Origin of the sequence: Halococcus sp. IIIV-5B (assembly GCF_003602035.1) — an archaeon.
GTDB lineage: Archaea > Halobacteriota > Halobacteria > Halobacteriales > Halococcaceae > Halococcus > Halococcus salsus.
On sequence record NZ_QZWE01000008.1, the window covers coordinates 18,158 to 36,102 of the forward strand.

A 17,945-nucleotide genomic window follows, 5' to 3' on the forward strand; every position below is an offset into this window, starting at 1 on the left:
ATGATCCACGACGGACCGGGCGTCCCCGCCGACGACGGAGCGGTAGGTCTATTTCCCGCCCGCGAGTCGGCCGCGGTATGCAGACCATCGTGCTCGCGGCCGGCGAAGGCACCCGGATGCGACCGCTCACCGCCCACACCCCGAAACCGATGCTCCCGGTGGCCGACCGCCCGCTGTGTGCCCACACCGCCGACGCCGCGGTCGCGGCCGGCACCGACGAACTGATCTTCGTAGTCGGCTACGAGGCCGATGCCGTGCGCGAGCACTTCGGCGAGGAGTACCGCGGGGTGCCCGTCGCGTACGCCACCCAGGACGAGCAGTTGGGCACCGCCCACGCCGTCCGGGCGGCGCGCGAACACCTCGACGGCGAGTTCGCGGTGCTCTACGGCGACGACCTCTACGACCCCGCGAGCATCGAGGCGCTGTTCGCCTCGCGCCCCGGGATCGCGGCCTACCGCGCCGAGAACCCCTCGAACTACGGCGTGCTCGACACCGACGGCGACCGCGTCGTGGGCGTCACCGAGAAGCCGGAGGACCCCGAGACGGACCTCGTGAGCGCGGGCGCGTGCGTGCTGCCCGGCGAGGCCCGCGAGTGGCTCGACGTCGAGAAGAGCGCGCGCGGCGAGTACGAACTCACCGACGTGCTCGATAGGGTGTTCGCCGAGTATGAGGTCTCCTACACCCCGCTCGACCGCTGGATGGGGGTCGGCCGACCGTGGGAGCTCCTGACGGCGAACGAGTGGAAGCTCGCCGACCTCGAAGGACGCGTCGAGGGTGACGTCAGCGAGCGCGCGGAGCTCCGCGGGCCGGTCGTCGTGGAGGAGGGCGCGGCGATCGAACCCGGCGTGGTGGTCGAGGGACCGGCAATCATCCGGTCGGGTGCCCACGTCGGCCCGAACGCCTACGTCCGGGGCGCAACGCTGCTCGGCGAACGCGTTCGAGTGGGGCACTCCGTCGAGATCAAGAACTCAGTGGTGATGGCCGAGACCCACGTTCCCCACCTCTCCTACGTCGGCGACAGCCTGCTCGGTCGCGAGGTCAACTTCGGGGCTGGTACGACAGTAGCGAACCTCCGTCACGACGATGAACCCGTCGAACAGACGGTGAAGGGCGACCGGGTCTCCACGGGTCGACGGAAGTACGGCGTCGTGGTCGGCGACGGCGCGAAAACCGGCATTCACACCACACTCCACCCGGGTGTGGTGCTCTCGGCGGGGGCGCGAACGATGCCCAACGAGACGGTGGACCGCGACCGATAGACCGGGGTTCGACCGCTCTCAGTCCTCGACCTCGCCGTCCTCCCAGCCCTCGGAGAAGACCTGGTCCTCGGGGATATCGAGGTCCGCGAGGTGGTCCTTGGTGTCGACGACCATCTGGGGCACCCCACAGACGTAGAAGTGCCTGTCGAGGTCGTCGAGCACGTCCTCGACGTGGTCCTGGACGTGCCCGGTGCGACCGTCCCAGTCCTCCTCGGAGAGCGAGAAGGTGAGCGAGAGGTTGTCGTGTTCGCTCGCGAGCTGGTCGAGCGTCTCCGGTACATGAGGTTCTCCTGGTTCTTCTCGCCGTAGAGGAAGTGGGCCTCGCCGGTTCCCTCTTCGAGATACTGCTTCAGCATCGCCATCATCGGGGTGATCCCCGTCCCCGTCGAGACGAAGACGACGTCCTCGTCGGTGTCCCGGAGCGAGAGCTCGCCGTGGAACTCGGCGAGCGTGATGGTGTCGCCCGGGTCACGGTCGTGCATGTAGACCGAGGCGGTGCCGTCGTCGTAGCGCTTGATCGCGAGGGTGATCGCGTCGTTTCCGGGCGTGTTGGTCGCGGTGTAGGGTCGCGAGACCTCCGCGTCCTCGTCCTCGTCGGGGTCCGCCTGCTCGAACTCGACGTTCGTGTGCTGGCCGGGTTCGAACTCGAAGGGCTCGTCGCGCTCGACGACGAACTGCTTCACCCGGGGCGTCATTTGATGCACCGACGTGATGGTTGCCTCGAACGACATGGGAGCACCTCGCCGTGTATCGTTGTAAGCCCCGGGCTTGCGGTACGCGTGACCGAGTTCGCTCGATCCCTCCACGACCACGCCGGCCCGAAGTGGTGGAGTTATGCGGGCCGACTCCCTCGATAGCCCATGGTCGACCCAGTCTCCGACGTGGCCGAGGACACCGAAGAAACCGCGCCGACGTGTGCGACCTGCGGCGAGATGATCCTCAACAAGCCGACCCACCGTGTGACGACCGAGATCGCGGACGGAGCCGTGGTGACCACCCACTTCTGCGACGAGGACTGTCTCTCCGCGTACGAGGGCTGAATCAAACGCCGGACCACCCGTTCGACCCGACCGCGCCGCCGACACCGCAGCCGTATCCCGACCGGGCCATCGTGGACGGGCGGGCTACAGCCGACCGATGAGACGTTCGACGAGGCTCCGTTCGGTGGAGCGTTCGGCGATCACCACCGAACACGACACCCCGTCGACGACGTCGAACCGGAGCGAGTCCGAGACGAGCCGCGAGAGGACGCCCGCTTCGGTCGCCCCCAGCACCAACAGCGAGTGGTCCGCGACGACCCGCCGGATCACGGGGCCGACGTCGCCGGCTTCCACCACCCGCTCGGCGTCCGCGAGGTCGTGCTCGGTCGCCCACTCGTCGAGGAACGCCTCGCCCGCCTCGCGGTCGGCCGGCGTATCGACGACGCGAAGCAGTGTGACCGAGGAGCCCTTGCTCGACCGGTAGGCCCGCGCGACCTCGGCGCTCAGCTCGGGGGAGGGACCGTCGCCGACCGGCACCAGCACCCGCGAGGCGTCGGTGCCGCGGTCGTTGAGCACGAGGAAGTCCGCCTCGTGGTAGTGGGTGAGCTCGTCGAGCGGGCGCTCGGTGCGGGCGTCGGCCCAGGGCCGGTCCGAGCCCCAGCCCATCACCACGAGGTCGGCGCACATCCGGTCGGCGGCGTCGAACACCTCCTCGAACGACCGCCGTGAGACGATGGTCGAGGTCTCGGTCGCGACCTCGTAGGACTCGGCGAGCTCGCGGAGCGGTTCCATCCGGTCGGTCGAGTTGGCGACGATCCGCTCGCGGTCGGCGACCCGGTAGCTCGCAGGGGTGTCGGGCGTCTGGATGATGTGGACGACGTGAACCACCGCGTCGTCGTGGCGGCTGGCGAGCCGGCAGGCGAGGTCGACCACCGGCGCTTCGGTTCGCGGGTTGCCGATCGGCACCAGCACCCGGTAGGTCCCGTCGTCGGCGACCGTCGCGCTGGTGTCGACCATCGAGACGTACGACCGACCGGCGAACCCGCCAAGCAGCCACTCGCGGACCGAGAGCTGTCGTTGTGCGCCCTCGAACCGAGCGGCGTCGCGGCGCTCGGCGGAGGTCTGGAAGTAGTTGACCGCCGTCACCAGGACGATCCCGCCGACGGTGTTGCCGAGCAACACCGGGATCACGAACTGCGTCAGCCCGGCGACGAGTTCGAGGTTCCCCGCGAGCACGAGGTAGAGCATCTCGGTGAACGAGACCACGACGTGGAAGAGGTCCCCCATGGGTATCGCGAGGAAGGCGAGGTAGACCACGACGAGCCGGGAGATGGTGTCGCGCGAGGCGTAGACCACCCAGACCACGCCCGCGACGATCAGCCCGGCGAAGACCGCCTTCGAGAACAGCGCGGGGGCCGGCGTGTCGATGCCGTGCTGGGCGTGTTCGAGCGCCGCCTGGGTCGCCGCGGGCGAGAATACCCCGCCCCACGTCAGCGCGACCGCGCCCAGCCCGCCGCCGGTGAGGTTCCCCGCGAGTACGATCGTCCAGTGACGGAGGAGCCGGGGGAGGCTCACGAGACGTTCGAGGGTGAGCGCGACGGGAGGGAGGGTGTTCTCGGTGTAGAGCTGGTAGCCGCCGATGATGATGTAGATAAACCCCAGCGGGTAGAGCAGCGCACTCAGGACGGGGTCGTGGTCGGTCGCGGCCGTCATCGAGGAGTAGAGCAGGAAGGTGATCGTGATCGCGAAGCCCGCGGCGAGCCCGCTGAAAAACAACTCGCGCCGACCCGAGGTGACCTCCTCGTCGGCGGCGGCGATGATCCGCTGGAACACCTCGTCGGCCGAGAACCGGTCGCGCACCACGGCCCCCGCCGCCGGCACGCCGCTCCGCGAGCGGTCGATCGCGTCGCGAACCTGCCCGTCGTCGCCGGGGTCGTCTCGACTGGCCATTGCAGGTGGGTGTTCCGGCGAGAACTAAGCATTGGCGTTCGCCCCGGCCTCAATGCGGTGATTTACCATGGGGAAAATACATTACCGTACGCGTCGAAGGATGGGTGGAGTCACCACACATGTCCATGAGAGCCGTCGTCTACCAGGGCGCACACGACGTCGCGGTCGAGGACGTCGACGAACCGGAGCTCGAACACCCCAACGACATCGTGATCGACATCACGACGTCGTGTATCTGTGGCTCGGACCTCCACATGTACGAGGGGCGAACCGCGGCCGAGCCGGGGATCGTCTTCGGCCACGAGAACATGGGGATCGTCGAGGAGGTCGGCGAGGGCGTCTCCAGCCTCGAAGAGGGCGACCGTGTCGTTCTCCCGTTCAACGTCGCCTGTGGCCACTGTCGCAACTGCGAGAACGGGAAGACCGGGTTCTGTACCAACGTCAACCCCGGCTTCGCCGGCGGGGCCTACGGCTACGTCGCGATGGGACCCTACAAGGGCGGGCAGGCGGAGAAGCTTCGGGTACCCTATGCCGACTTCAACGCGCTCAAACTCCCCGAGGGCGGGAGCAACGAGGATTCGTTCGCGCTGCTCGCCGACATCTTCCCGACGGGCTGGCACGGCACCCGGCTCGCCGACCTCCAGCCAGGGGAATCGGTCGTGATCTACGGCGCGGGTCCTGTCGGATTGATGGCCGCCTACAGCGCGAAGATCCAGGGGGCTTCGGAGATCTACTCCGTGGACCGCGTCCCGAGCCGACTGGACCTCGCACGCGACCACTGCGACGCCACCCCGATCAACTTCGAGGAGGGCGACCCCGTCGAGCAGATCAAGGACATTCACGGTAGTGGCGTCGACAAGGGTGTCGACGCGGTGGGCTATCAGGCGGTGGACCCGGACAAGGAGGCCGACAGCGCCTACGACCCCGCCCGCGAGAGCCCCGCGAACGTGCTCAACAACCTGATCCGAACCGTTCGCCCGACCGGCCAGCTCGGCATCGTCGGGCTCTACGTCCCCGAGGACCCCGGCGCACCCGACGAGATGTCGGCCCAGGGTCGGCTCGGCATCGACTTCGGCCTGCTGTTCGAGAAGGGCCAGAAGCTCGGCACCGGCCAGTGTGACGTGAAGTCCTACAACCGCCAGCTCCGCGACCTCATCATCGAGGGCCGCGCCGACCCGAGCTTCCTCGTCTCCCACCGCGTGGGCCTCGACGAGGCTCCCGAGATGTACGAGCGCTTCGACAACCGCGAGGAAGGCGTCACGAAGGTCCTGCTCGAACCGTAGAACTCAAATCTCGATTTTTATCGACGACTGCGCTGGAGCGACGGCTACGGGAACAGCGAGTCCGCGACGTAGGCCGAGACGGTCCAGTTGGGCGCGTCGACCACTTGGTTCACCTTCAGGTCGACCGCGACCGAGGCGAGCACGTAGGCCTGCTCGCGCGTGAGCCCGCGTTCGGCTTCGAGGTGGTCGAGCATCCGCGAGGTCGCGAGCCGGCAGGCGTCCATGAGGTCGTCGCTGACCCCAACCGTGGCGTAGGCGGGTTCGTCTCGACCCGAGGACGTGAACGGCCCCTCGGTCTCGAACTCTGGGGCCGTGAGGTCGCGTTCCACCAATCGAAGGCGAGCGGTGACGTCCATCGGCGCTTCGATACCGGTGAGGCAGACCTCGCCGTCGCCCTGGGCGGCGTGGCAGTCGCCGATCGAGAACAGCCCGCCCGCGACCTCGACCGGGAGAAACAGTGTGCTCCCGGCGGTGAGGTGTTTGACGTCGAGGTTGCCGCCGACGTTTCGCGGCGGGGTTGTCGAGTGCGACCCCGGCTCCGCGGGCGCGAGGCCGAGGTTCCCCGGAAACGGCGCGAGCGGGACCTCGATCCCGCTCTCGAAGGGTGCGGTTCCGTCTTCCAAGTCCCAGTTGTAGCAGAACGGCTCGGGGAACTCCTCGGGGAGGAGGCCGGCTCCGCTGTCGCCGGGCGGGAAGTACGAGACACCGTGGCCGTGGTGGTCGAAATCGATCAGGTCGACCGCGAGGGTGTCGCCGGGTTCGGCTCCCTCGATGGCGACCGGACCGGAGAGTGCGTGGCCTTTCGACTCCATCGCGGCGACGTCAGCGCCGGTGGCGTCCCGCGGGAGCTGGTTGTCGGCGGCGTCGCGACACTCGAACCGGACGACCGCGCCGTCCGCGACCGTCGCGACCGGGTCGAGACCGTTGTCCCAGGTGTAGTGGATGTTCTCGTCCGTATCGGTAACGACGGTATCTGGGTTCACACCCACACGACAGCCGCCGATGTCTTCATCCTACGGGCGGGACCGCGATGCCGATCCGGCCGGTCGTCCGACCTCACCGCCGCAGTCGGTCGCGGAGCGCGGGAACGAGCGTCGCGGTGCCGAACGAGACGAGCGCGCCCGCAGCGACGAGGAGGCCGAGCCCCGAGAGCCCCGGTTCGGGTGAGGGGGGTTGGACCGTCAGATTCCGGATCTCAGGAGTTTCCGACGGAGTTCCGACCGGCTCGTCGGTACCCTGGCTCGCGGTACAGTCCGCGCCGTAGCCGACGTTTTGGGTCGTCACCCCGACGATGCTCGCCGGCCCCGCGCCGGGGAGGCGGACACAGCTATCCGCGAGCACGGAGTTCGGCCGGGAATCGGTCCCGCTGACGGCCGGGCCATCCGTCGCGCTCCCCCGTATCTCGACCCGGTCCATCCGTATCGCCTGCGGCCCCGTCGACGCCCGGTGTGGCCCCGTTCCGGGTGCGTCGATCCGGACCGCCGGCGTCCCGTCGATGTCGGTCGTCAGTCGGCAGTTGTGCAGCCGGCCGGTGCCCGCGCTCCCCTCGAAGACGACGAGACCGGGACAGCGCGCCAAACTTCTGGCCCGGACATCGAGATTTCGAAAGCGCGCGCCCTCCTTGTTGAGCGAGCCGGTCTCCGACCGCACGCCGCTCACGCCCTGGATCTCGCCGATCGTGAATCGGCCGGACTGGTCGTCGGGCCAGCGACTCGCGTCGAGGACGATCGTGGCCCCGTCGCAGAACGATTCCGCGCCGCTGATCCGGACGGCGGTGTTGTTGTTGTTGACGAAGCTGCCGCCGATCACCTGGACCGCGCCGGGGGTCCGGGAGGCGTAGAGACCGTTCTCCCAGCCGTGGAGGGTGGGTTCGACGAACTGGACCACACCCCTGTTGGCCGTGCCGACGAACGCAGCCGGCACCCCGCCGGCGACGTGGCCCGGCGGTGGGGACTCGGGCCGGACCCAGGCGTGCGAACCCGCGTTGGTGCCGCCGACCGCGCGGAGGTTCTCGATCCGGACGCTCGCCTCAGGGTTCGTCGCCACGGGGCGTACCAGCGCCTGCTGGTCGTCGCCGATGGCCTCGGCCGGCCCACGGAACGTGAGCCCGTGGGCGTCGAGGTGGTCGTCGGTCGAGAGGAGCAGCGAGACCGCGGCCCGGTCGGCGCGCTGGTCGATCGTGAACCCCTCGAACAGGCCGCGCGAATCGGTGTGAACGTTCAGCTCGCATCGAACCCCGGGGTCGACTCGAAAGACCGCCCGCGGGCCGACGATACCGAACGGCCCGGCGGGCGAGATGCTGACGTCGCCCGCGATCCGGTAGGTACCGGCGGGAAACTTCAATCGAACCCCGTCCAAGTCGCCGCCGGCGTCGGCGCGGTCGAGCGCCTCGTTCAGGGGGCCGTTCGACCCGAGCCCCAGGTACTCGACCGCGTTCACCGTCCGGTCGAGCCCGGACGACCCCGAGCGCTGGGTGACCTGGCGTTCGACCGTTGCGAGCGCGCGGTAGGCGGCCCTGGAGGGTGATCCCGGCGTTTCGAATCTCCCACGATGGGGTCGAGCGTCGTTCGTGACGGCCACCGAGTCGGGACCGGCGGTCGGTCGGGCCGCTACGGGACGGGACAGCGCACTCCCCGCGCCGACGCCGAGCCCCGCGCGCAGGAATCCCCGTTTGGTGCACTCGAAGTCCGACGACGGCTCCTCCACGATATGATACTGCTGGGGACCCGCGGCGTGATGAGCGTTATCCCCCGAAGTGGACGACGGGGACGCCGACCGCGGCGAACGAGACCAGACCGAGGCTGCCGAGGAGGTAGAGGAGTCCGACCGGGGGGAGCCAGACCATGAACCCGAGCGCGCTCGCGGCCGGCCAGCCACACGGGTAGCGAACCGCGACGAGCACGACCCAGACGAGGAGCGCCAGCACCGGACCGAGGACCGGGGTGGACGCGAGGAACAGGCTCACCGCGCCCCAGGCCACCGCACCGACCAGCGCGAGCACCAGCCCGTCGACGGGCTCGATCGCACTATCGACGAGCAAGCGAACTCCGGCGTAGATCCCCACCCCGCCGACCAGCGTGGCGACCAGAACGATGCTTACAGTATCGAGAAGCGCCACGGAAACGTCCGCCTCAGAACCCGTCGGCCAAGCTTCGGGTCCGTTCGCGCCCGAGGCTCGTCTCGCGGAGCTCCCGAACGCCGGCCGGGTCCACCTCGACCATCAGCCCCTCGTCGGTGTGTTCCTTCCGGACGGTTCGCATCGATTCGAGCGTGGTCGCCACCGTGGTGATCTCGTCCGTGCTCGACGCCCCGAGTCGGTCGAGGAGCGTGCGCTGGCTCACCGGGCCACCCGCGTCGATGAGCGTGGCGACGATCCCCTTCGCGTACGCTGGCGACGCTCGCGAGTGGTCCTCGGTTCGCGCGATCTCGTGGCGAACGATGTCCATGTCGAGCAGGTCGGCGGAGGACGGTTCGTCCGCTGGATCAGGATCCGACCCGCCGGGGCCACCAGGGTCGTCGGCGACCCTGATCGGGTCGGCTTCGCCCGTCTCGGACGCCGGTCCGTCGGCGGTCTCGTCGGTCGCTGGGACCTCGCTACCGTCGTCGGTATCGAGAGCGTTGTCGGCGTCGACCGTCCCGGCGATGTCGGCGGTGGTGGTCGTGTCGTCGGTCTTGTCGCCGGGAGCCGTATCGTCGGCTGTGGTGTCGGAGCTGGCGGTGTCGGTGCTACCGCCATTCGAAGCCTCGTCGTTCGCCTCGAAGTCGCCGAGTTCGTGGTGCGTCGGACCGTCGTCCGAGCCGGGTCGCCGACTCGCTGACGGTACACCGTCACCGGTCAGCGCGCGGGTGAACTGTTGGGCCATCTCGCTGAGGTCACGCGCCTGGGCGAGCTCGCGTTCGAGCTCCGCGATGCGCTCGTTCTTGCGTTCGAGGTCGGCTTCGAGTTTGGCGAGGCGGTTCTCGTGCTCGCGCTTCTGGTCCGATATCTCGGTGAGGTCGCCGAGCAGCCCCTCGCCGATCGACTTGAGTTCGGGGCGGTCGACGTCGCCGAGCCCCGGTGTCGAGCCCGCGTCGAAGGTCCGTTTCCGGCGGACCTGCACCCGGCGGCGGGTGCCGTCCCAGTCGGTCACGAGGATCGCCTCGCCGTCCGCGAGGTTCTGTACCGCTTCCGCGGCCTGGTTGTCGAGGACGCGCCCCACGACGGCGGTGTCGTTGTTCCAGGTGAGGCGGTGCCAGCAGAGCCAGTCACACTGGGTGATCACGTCCTTCTTGACGTTCGCCGGGCGCTGGGAGATCCCACAGAAACCGAGGCCGCGCTTGCGGCCGCGTTTGGCCACTCGGACGAGCATCTTCCCGGCCTCGGTGAGTCCTCCCGATTCCGGGATGAACTCGTGGACCTCCTCGACGAGGAGCAGGAACGGCCGTCGGGCCTCCTGTTCGCGTCGGAACAGCGCCTCGACGGTCGCCCGAACGATGTCGTGACCCCCGTCGTCGAGGTAGGCCGAGACGTCGAGGATCACCGGGACACCGCCGTCGAGCGCGAGTTCGGCGAGCTTGTCGGCGTGTTCGGTGCCGACCTGGACGTCACACTCGTCGTCGCCCCCCGCGTGGAGGACCTCGTAGCGCTCCTTCAATCCGTAATATTCGCCATCGGTGTCGACGATCATGAGCGGGTGGCCGTCGTCGAGGAGCTCCTCGGCGACCACGCTCGCGGTGTTCGACTTCCCGCCGCCGCTCTTTCCCGTGACGAACCCCCGACCGGTGAGGAGCTCGATGGTCGGGATCCGAACCTCGCCGTCGGCGTCGAGCGTGACCGTCTCCGTCGTCTCACTCGCCATTCGTCACCCCTCGTCGGAGGCGGTCCAGTGCTCCGTGCGTCTCACCCGGTCCGGGCGTGGCTCGACTCCCCATTCGTACCGGTTCTGCAACCGGCAGACACAAAATCCTAGCGGACGGGTCGACCCCACCGAGTCGACCGGAAAACACGGCGACGTGGGCACGACCGCTCGTCTCCGTACCGCGCAGGTATAAGTACGGACGGCGCGTAGCCGCCGACCGACCCCCGCCCACGATGAACGAGGACGAGCTCACGAACGCGCTGATCCGCCACCACAAACGAAGCGAGCGGGCCGCCCGTTCGCGCGGCGAGCGGGACGTCGAGACGAAGCTCTACCCCGAGGAACACTACAACCACTACGGCGACCGGGGCGTCGTCGACCTCTATCAGACCACCGGGAGGTCGAGCGGCCACCTCTACGAGGTCAAATCCGAGTCCGCGGTGCGCCACGCGACCGGCGCGAACGAGATCGTCCGGCAGTTCAACCGGATGCGCGGCCACTTCTACCCCGGCACCGACCACCCGGTTCCCGACGAGGTGCACTTCGAGCTCTGTTTCCTCCCGACCGCGCTCACCGCTCGGCACCTCGTCGAGAACGCCGAGATGTACGCCCAGTGCGTCGCGAACGACGTCTCGCGACTAGACGAGGTCGACCGGGTCGTCGCCAACGTCTGTTTTCGCCTGCCGGATCCGGAGAACGTTCGCCCGGTCGTCGCGTTCACCAGCACCTCGCGGTTCCACGGGATCACGAACGACAGTTTTCCGGCGTACGCGGTCGAGACCAACCCCGCGGTCTACGAGCGCATCCGGTCGTCGCTCGTGAGACGGTCCCCGCCGGAGTGATCAGGCGACGTCGACCACACACCGGAAGCCGATGTTCCCGGTCGAGCTGTCGGGCGTGTTCTGCGAGCGCGCCGCGACCCGGTAGCGATTGCACCACGAGCGGTGGCAGAGGTACGAGCCGCCGCGCATCACCCGTGAATCACCCTCGGGCGGACCCGTCGGGTTCGTCCGGGAGTACGCCTCGGTCGTGTGGTAGTCCGGGCTGAACCAGTCGGCACACCACTCCCAGACGTTGCCGGAGACGTTGGAGAGCCCGAACCCGTTCGGTTCGTAGGCGGTCACGGGTGCGGGCCCGAGATAGCCGTCGTCGCCGGTGTTGTGTGCCGGGAAGTCGCCCTGCCAGATGTTGCAGCGGTGCTCGCCGTCGGGCCGGAGTTCGTCACCCCACGGGTACCGCTTGCCCTCCAGCCCGCCGCGCGCGGCGTACTCCCACTCGGCCTCCGTCGGGAGGCGCTTGCCGGCCCACTCGGCGTACGCTTGGGCGTCGTTCCACGAGACGTGCGCGACGGGCTGTTTCAACCGGTCGTTCCCGACCACGCTCGAACTCGGCCCCTCGGGTCGGAGCCAGGTCGCGCCCTCGACGGCGACCCACCACGGTGCTGCCGCCACCGACTGCATCACGTGTGACTCGTCGGCGGCTGCGACGAAGTCCTCGAAGACGAACGACCAGCCGAACCGCTCGGCCTCGGTGGTGTACCCCGTCTCGCGAACGAACCGGAGGAACTCGGCGTTCGTCACGGCGAACCGGTCGACGTAGAACGGGTCGAGCGCCACCTCGCGTGCCGGCCCCTCGCCGTCCTCGGGGAAGCCGACCTCGTCGTCGGTGCCCATCGTGAACCGACCGCCGTCGAGGCGGACCATTCGCCTCGTGCGCTCGTCGTCGGCCGTCGCCGGGGCGGTTCGTTCGACGCCGTCCCGATCGGCCGCCGAGGGTCGCTCTCGCGATGACCGCTCCGGGTCACGTGAGGCCGCACAGCACGTCCGGTCGTCCCGTGCCATGGCCGCTCCTCGCGCCGCCGGAGTGAAGGGGTTACGGTCCGTCCGCCGACTCGTCCGAACACACTCGCGAACCGGCCTCGGGTCCGACGAGAGGGGTTTCGTCTGTCGACTGAACGGGATAAATAAGCCGACGAGTCGGTAGGTTGAAGGACGGCGACCGGGAGACGGTACCATGGCAACCCAGCGGCGACAGCGCTTCGTCTACGGGCAGACCGCCTGGATGCTCGCGACGGTGATCTGCCTGTCGCTGCTGGGCGCGCTCTCGCTGGAGCTCTTCTTCGTCCTCTCGCTCATCGGCTTTCTCGTCGTGGTCGAGCTCACCGCCCCGTTCGCCGTGACGCCGCGCTGGCGGTCCCGCCTCCGGTGGGTTATCCTCGCCGGGCTCGTCGTCTTCGCCTACGTCGTGATCCGACGGGTGCTCGCCATCCTCCCCCAGGGTGTGGTCTGATGGACCGGCCGGATTTCACCTATCCCCAGGTCGTGCTCGTCGGGCTCACGGTCGTCGTCGCCGTCGGCCTCGTTCTCGCGGCGACCACGTCGAGCGCGGCGTTCGGGTCGTTCAACCAAGGCTGGGATGGGGCCTCGCAGCTCCAGGACGAAGCCCGAGCCGTCGGGGCCGAGGGCGAGATCGTCAGGAACACCAGTCAGTACTCGAACGGGCCGGCGAACGGCTCCGTCGCGGTCGTGCTCTCGCCGGAGACGGGGTACGGCCCCACCGACACCGACCGTCTTCGGGCGTTCGTCCGGCGCGGCGGCACCCTCGTCGTCGCCGAGGACGTCGGACCGCACTCGAACCCGCTGCTCGCCCGGCTGGGCGCGAGCGCACGCGTGGAGGGCGACACGCTTCGCGACGAACGCTACAACTACCGCTCGCCGGCGCTGCCGGTCGCGCGGAACGTCTCGAACGTGGGCCTGCTGGCGGGTGTCGACAGCCTCACGCTCAACCACGGCACCGGCGTCGACCCCGACGGCGCGACGGTGCTCGCGAGTTCGTCCAGCGTGGCGTATCTCGACACCAACGCCAACGACGAACTCGACGACAGCGACCCGGTGGGGAGCTATCCGGTGGCGACGACCGAGTCGGTCGGAACGGGCCGAGTGGTCGTGGTCGGCGACCCGAGCCTGTTCATCAACGCGATGCTGGATCGGTCCGACAACCGGGCGTTCGTTCGGTCGCTGTTCGCCGACCACGACCGGGTCCTGTTGGACTACTCCCACGCCGGTCGGCTGCCGCCGCTCTCGGTAGCGCTGCTCGTCGTTCGGGACGCGCCACTCCTTCAACTGCTGCTCGGGAGCCTCTGTCTCGGCGTTCTCGGGCTCTGGACCCGTCCCCCGAGGGCGCTCCGGCGGCTCACCGATCGATTCGGGAGCGAGCCGGCCCCGGACCCGACCCTGGACGCCGACGAACTCTCGTCGTTCGTCCGGAGCCGGCATCCGGAGTGGGACGACGAACGGGTCGACCGGGTGATACGAGGGATTATGAGCCGGCGGGATGAGGACTAACCAATGACCGAACCGGACGAGATTTACACCGCCCTCCACGACGAGATGGGGTCGGTGCTCATCGGCAAGGAGGAGCTCGTCGAGGGGATGACGATCGCCCTCCTGACCCGCGGGCACGTGCTGCTCGAAGGGGTGCCGGGCGTCGCGAAGACCACCGTCGCCCGGCTGTTCGCCCGGGCCAGCGGGCTGGGGCACAACCGGGTCCAGCTCACCCCCGACGTGCTCCCGGCCGACATCACCGGCACCCACATCTACCGGGAGTCGACCGGCGAGTTCGAGCTCCAGCGCGGGCCCGTCTTCGCGAACCTCGTGGTGGCCGACGAGATCAACCGCGCGACGCCGAAGACCCAGAGCGCGCTGCTCGAAGCCATGCAGGAGCGCCAGGTCACGATCGACGGCGAGACCCTCGCGCTGCCGGAGCCGTTCATGCTGATCGCGACCCAGAACCCCATCGAGATGGAGGGGACCTTCGAGCTCCCCGAGGCCCAGCGCGACCGCTTCCAGTTCAAGCTCACGGCGGACCTCCCGACGAAGACCGAGGGCCGGGAGCTCCTCGATCGGTTCGATACCGACCCGACGCTCGGCCCCGACCGGATCGAACAGGTCGTCACGAGCGAGGATCTCCTCGACGCCCGCGAGACGGTGGCCGAGGTCTACGTCGACGGGACGGTGAAGGAGTACATCCTCGATGTCGTGAGCGCGACCCACGAGAACCCGCACGTCGAGTACGGCGCGTCGCCCAGGGCGAGCCTCGCCTTCCTCAACACCGCGAAGGCCCGCGCGGCCATCACCGGTCGCGACTACGTCATCCCCGACGACGTGAAGGCCCTCATCGAACCGATCCTCGTCCACCGGCTGGTGTTGAGCACCGACGCCTCGCTCAGCGACGTCTCGGTCGCGGACGTGCTCGACACCATCGCCGCCGAGACCGAACCACCCGGCGAGGACGTGGCCGAGCCACAGGCCGCGGTGAGCGACGGCGGGAAACAGGAATAAGCGCCGTCAGTCGTCCCACGAGCACGTCACGAGGTAGTCGGCGCGGTCGTCCTCGACCGACCGGACGGCGACCGACACCGGTCTGTCGAGCCCCTCCGCGAACCCGACGCCGAGAAACGACGCCACGGGGTGGTCCATCCGGTCGACCGCGCCGTACGCGCTCCCGTCGATCCCGATCGTCACGTTCCCACCCTCGCCGTCGGACGCCCCGGAGACGTCGCGCGTCGTGCTCCGCACCAGCTCGAACTCCTCGACGAGCCCGTCTGCGAGGCGGTCGGCCAGACGGTCGGCGTCGGCGGGGAGCGCCGTCGAGAGCGCCCGGCGGAACTCCTCGAACAGCGGCCCGCCGCTCGGATGGAGGCTCAGCCCGCGAGCCGCCTCGTCGTCGATGACGAACACCGAGCCGAGGGCCATCGGGTCCGGCGGCCGGTACTCGGCGTGTTGGGGGACGAACAGCCGTATCGAACTCCCCTCGACGGTCTCGGGACCCGGGAGGTAGACCCGGTCGTCCTGAAGCCCGAGTTCGTCGACGAGCGCGGCTTCGGTCGTCGCGAACGCGCTGTAGACCCCCTCGCCGACGGTCGCCGAGACGAACTGCTCCGGCGTGAGGTAGTAGGTGAGTGCGGCGGCGAACAGTCCCGTCCCGCCGAGCGCGAACAGCACGGTTCGAGAGGTGGGAAAGAGCACGCCGCCGAGCGCCGCGACCAGCCCGACCGCCGCCAGCGCGAGCGCCGTCCGGCGGTACTGGGTTCGACGGGCCCGCGCGTACTCCTCGCGGAGGCGCTGGTTCTCCTCGCGCAACACCTCGATCCGCGCCGTGCGGTCGTCGTTCGGGGATGGCTCCGCCTCCGTCGAGTCCTCATCGGCGGGCCGCGCGGCGGCCTTACTCACGCTCGACCAACCCCAGCCGAACCCGTTCGTACCGGTGGGCCGCGTAGAGGACCAGTGCGAGCCCAGCGACGAGCGCGCCGCCCGTGAGCGGGACCGAGTCCGTCGTGCGGAAGACCAGCCACGTCCAGCCACCGACGGCGACGCCCGCGACGAGCGTCGCCACGACCGAACGTACCGGCTCCGCGTGGTCGACGAGCCCGGAAACGAGGACGAGACACAACCCGGCTTCGGCGAGGGCGAAGTCGGTCACGGGGCCGTCGAACGGAAGCAGGCCGACGAGCACGACCTGTCCGAGCGCGAACGCGACCGCCGTGCCGAACAGGTACTGCCCCGCACCCACCGCGACCGCGACGAGCAGCCCGAGAGGACCGACCAGCAGAACCGTCGTCGCCGTCGCGACGAGCACCCCGAGCGCGGCGAGCGATCGCCGTACGCGCGGGTGGCGGTCGACCCCGGTGGCGCGAACGGTAGCACTCACTTCACGGGCTCCCGGAACGGTCGCTGGGAAGCGGAGCGGTTCACGTGTTCGAATCCACCCAGGACGGCTTATTTTTTGCCCTTCCCGTTACGAAAAACGGGCCGCGTTCGGGGTCGAACACCCGACACGAGCGGCGGGGCCGACCGAGCACGTCGAGCGGGTCGCCGTTCGTTCTTTTCTCCCGACCCGAAGTTTTATAGAGGTTATAGTAGATAAAACAACTGATGATATCAACGAAGCAGCTGGGCGCGATAGTGGTCGCGCTCGGTCTGCTCACCGTCGCGGTTCCGGCCTCGGGGGTCTCCTTGTTCGGCGGCGATCAGGTCGCGAACGCGGCGAGCCCACAGGCGGACGTATCGAACGGCGCGAACGCACAGGTCGAATCGACGGCGACCGACACCGCCAACGAAACGACTGCAACCGCCACTGACACGGCGACCGAAACCGCCACCGCAGCCGGCACGGCGACCGGGACGGCGTCCGGAAACGGTGACCGGACGTTGCTCGACGTCTATCAGGACGCACGGACGTCCTACGAGGGGCTCCACGACCTGAGCGCGACGGTCGAGAGCGAGACTGTAGTCTCGAACGACGCCGGGAGCCAGTCCTACAACGCGAGCGCGAACGTCTCGTACAAGGCACCCGATATGTTCCGGCTCGACGTCCTCGAACCCGAGGCCCAGGCCGGCACCATCGTGGCCTCGAACGGCACCGCCGTGATGTACTACGACCCCGCGACCGACACCACGACGGCGATCCCGGCCACGGAGCTCACCGGTGACGTCTCGCCGGCGAGCACGATGGGTGGAGCGGCGGGCGGCGTCTCGCAGGCCGACGCGATGGGCATGAACGCGAGCGCGATGGGGATGGGTGACCCCTCGGCGATGCTGGCCGACAGCGACGTGACCTACGAGGGGACCGAGATGGTCGACGGCTACACGACCGACGTGGTCGCCATCGAGAGCGAGAACGAGTCGCTCGGCTACACCGCCTCGGCGACCGTCTACCTCGACCGGGCGTCGAGCGTGCCGGTGAAGGGCGTCTCGAACGTCACCCTCACGACCGAGGGTGAGACGACCACGATCAACACCTCGTTCCTCGTGAGCGACCTCGCGGTCAACGCGGGCATCCCGAACGCCACCTTCGACCTCGCCGACGGCGACGTGACGCCGGTCGAGGAGCGGCCGATGCCCCAGAACGCGACGTACTACCAGGTGGACTTCGTGACGGGCGAGCCGATCGAGGAACTCCGGAGCGACGAGGGCTACTACACCCCCGATAGACTGGTCCGCTTCGCGCACGGCAACACCGACTCGGGCGTCACGCGCGTCTCCGACGGCGAGTTCGTGACCGACGAAACGGTGGCCGACCGGATCGAGAGCGAGGACATCGCGGTCGAGGACGACACCGCGACGATCACCTTCACCGTCAGCGAGGGCGAGCCGATCGACCTCACCCTCGCGAGTTACGAGAAGCCCGGCCCCGGCTGGAGCCCCCAGACGGAGGCCGACCAGGTGTTCGTCGACAGCGACACCGAGACCTTTGAGTCGGGAACCCACACGCTGACCGTCGACCTCCCCGACAAGAGTACGGAGGACTCGACGGTGACGACCACGGCGACAGCGACCGAGACGGAAACGACGGCGACGGCAACCGAAACGATGGAGACGGAAACGCCGACGTCGAGTGCAACGGACACGGCGGCGGCGACCGAAACCGCGACGACGACCGACACCGCAACGGCGACAGCAAGCGCCGCAGCGGCGAGTGATGCTTCGGGCGACGACCTCAACTGTGACGATTTCCCGAGCCAGGAAGCCGCACAGCAGAACCTCGAGAACAACCCGAGCGACCCGAATCAGCTCGACGGTGACGACGACGGCGACGCCTGCGAATCGGGTGTGGACTCGTAGTCACGACCCGAAT

General features: G+C 68.9%; 16 protein-coding genes and 2 pseudogenes. 8 read left to right on the forward strand and 10 right to left on the reverse strand.

The annotated features are described in order from the left end of the window. Positions 1–77 precede the first annotated feature (77 nt). Complete coding sequence (gene glmU / locus D3261_RS07535) at positions 78–1,259, forward strand: bifunctional sugar-1-phosphate nucleotidylyltransferase/acetyltransferase (RefSeq protein WP_120071012.1); 1,182 nt, start codon at positions 78–80, stop codon at positions 1,257–1,259. Positions 1,260–1,277: 18 nt separating this feature from the next. Here the strand turns inward: glmU and D3261_RS21030 are convergent. Together D3261_RS21030 and D3261_RS21035 are read right to left on the reverse strand one after the other, a co-directional pair. After that, positions 1,278–1,741: pseudogene (locus tag D3261_RS21030) on the reverse strand (ferredoxin--NADP reductase). A gap of 21 nt (positions 1,742–1,762) precedes the next feature. After that, positions 1,763–1,990, reverse strand: a pseudogene (locus tag D3261_RS21035) (phenol hydroxylase); the annotation flags it as partial. A gap of 129 nt (positions 1,991–2,119) precedes the next feature. Between D3261_RS21035 and D3261_RS07545 the strand changes: the two are divergent. Further along, entirely contained in the window at positions 2,120–2,299 is a 180-nt protein-coding gene (locus D3261_RS07545; protein ID WP_120071015.1) for a hypothetical protein, read from the forward strand. A gap of 84 nt (positions 2,300–2,383) precedes the next feature. Here the strand turns inward: D3261_RS07545 and D3261_RS07550 are convergent, their stop codons facing one another. Continuing rightward, the gene (locus D3261_RS07550; protein ID WP_120071018.1) at positions 2,384–4,189 is read right to left on the reverse strand and encodes a formate/nitrite transporter family protein; all 1,806 of its coding nucleotides are present in this window, start codon (positions 4,187–4,189) and stop codon (positions 2,384–2,386) included. Positions 4,190–4,314: 125 nt separating this feature from the next. Here D3261_RS07550 and D3261_RS07555 point away from each other — a divergent pair, with 125 nt between their 5' ends. Next, a complete protein-coding gene (locus D3261_RS07555) occupies positions 4,315–5,472 on the forward strand; it encodes a glutathione-independent formaldehyde dehydrogenase (RefSeq protein ID WP_120071265.1) in 1,158 nt (385 codons plus the stop codon). Between the two features lie 44 nt (positions 5,473–5,516). Here the strand turns inward: D3261_RS07555 and D3261_RS07560 are convergent, their stop codons facing one another. From D3261_RS07560 to D3261_RS07575, 4 genes are all read right to left on the reverse strand, one after another. Next, positions 5,517–6,455 (reverse strand): acetamidase/formamidase family protein, encoded by a 939-nt coding sequence (locus D3261_RS07560; protein ID WP_120071021.1) that lies wholly within the window; start codon positions 6,453–6,455, stop codon positions 5,517–5,519. Between the two features lie 73 nt (positions 6,456–6,528). Then, a complete protein-coding gene (locus tag D3261_RS07565) occupies positions 6,529–8,178 on the reverse strand; it encodes a hypothetical protein (RefSeq protein ID WP_120071023.1) in 1,650 nt (549 codons plus the stop codon). 37 nt (positions 8,179–8,215) lie between these two features. Further along, a complete protein-coding gene (locus D3261_RS07570; protein ID WP_120071026.1) occupies positions 8,216–8,590 on the reverse strand; it encodes a hypothetical protein in 375 nt (124 codons plus the stop codon). Between the two features lie 13 nt (positions 8,591–8,603). Continuing rightward, positions 8,604–10,310 carry a helicase HerA domain-containing protein gene (locus tag D3261_RS07575; protein WP_120071028.1) on the reverse strand — a complete coding sequence of 569 codons (1,707 nt, stop codon included), beginning with the start codon at positions 10,308–10,310 and terminating at the stop codon, positions 8,604–8,606. Between the two features lie 233 nt (positions 10,311–10,543). On the opposite strand from D3261_RS07575, the gene D3261_RS07580 reads away from it, so the two are divergent. Next, positions 10,544–11,152, forward strand: coding sequence for a hypothetical protein (locus tag D3261_RS07580; RefSeq protein WP_120071030.1), 609 nt, complete (start codon positions 10,544–10,546; stop codon positions 11,150–11,152). On the opposite strand, the gene D3261_RS07585 is transcribed toward D3261_RS07580, so the two are convergent. After that, on the reverse strand, positions 11,153–12,151 hold the full coding sequence (locus D3261_RS07585) for a formylglycine-generating enzyme family protein (RefSeq protein ID WP_120071033.1): 999 nt from the start codon (positions 12,149–12,151) through the stop codon (positions 11,153–11,155). A 172-nt stretch (positions 12,152–12,323) separates the two neighbouring features. Here D3261_RS07585 and D3261_RS07590 point away from each other — a divergent pair, with 172 nt between their 5' ends. Genes D3261_RS07590 through D3261_RS07600 form a run of 3 tightly spaced genes read left to right on the forward strand, consistent with a single transcriptional unit; the run spans position 12,324 to position 14,650 of the window. Continuing rightward, on the forward strand, positions 12,324–12,599 hold the full coding sequence (locus D3261_RS07590; protein ID WP_120071035.1) for a hypothetical protein: 276 nt from the start codon (positions 12,324–12,326) through the stop codon (positions 12,597–12,599). Continuing rightward, positions 12,599–13,654, forward strand: a complete 1,056-nt coding sequence (locus D3261_RS07595; RefSeq protein WP_120071037.1) for a DUF4350 domain-containing protein — start codon at positions 12,599–12,601, stop codon at positions 13,652–13,654. The genes D3261_RS07590 and D3261_RS07595 overlap by 1 nt, the downstream gene beginning before the upstream one ends. Before the next feature lie 3 nt (positions 13,655–13,657). After that, positions 13,658–14,650, forward strand: coding sequence for a MoxR family ATPase (locus D3261_RS07600; protein WP_120071040.1), 993 nt, complete (start codon positions 13,658–13,660; stop codon positions 14,648–14,650). 6 nt (positions 14,651–14,656) lie between these two features. Here the strand turns inward: D3261_RS07600 and D3261_RS07605 are convergent, their stop codons facing one another. Next, positions 14,657–15,541 carry a hypothetical protein gene (locus D3261_RS07605; RefSeq protein WP_120071043.1) on the reverse strand — a complete coding sequence of 295 codons (885 nt, stop codon included), beginning with the start codon at positions 15,539–15,541 and terminating at the stop codon, positions 14,657–14,659. Continuing rightward, positions 15,534–16,019 (reverse strand): hypothetical protein, encoded by a 486-nt coding sequence (locus tag D3261_RS07610; protein WP_120071046.1) that lies wholly within the window; start codon positions 16,017–16,019, stop codon positions 15,534–15,536. Before D3261_RS07610 ends, D3261_RS07605 begins: the two co-directional genes overlap by 8 nt. 224 nt (positions 16,020–16,243) lie before the next feature. On the opposite strand from D3261_RS07610, the gene D3261_RS07615 reads away from it, so the two are divergent. Next, positions 16,244–17,932: a hypothetical protein gene (locus D3261_RS07615; RefSeq protein ID WP_120071049.1), complete on the forward strand. Its 1,689-nt coding sequence runs from the start codon at positions 16,244–16,246 to the stop codon at positions 17,930–17,932. Positions 17,933–17,945 lie beyond the last annotated feature (13 nt).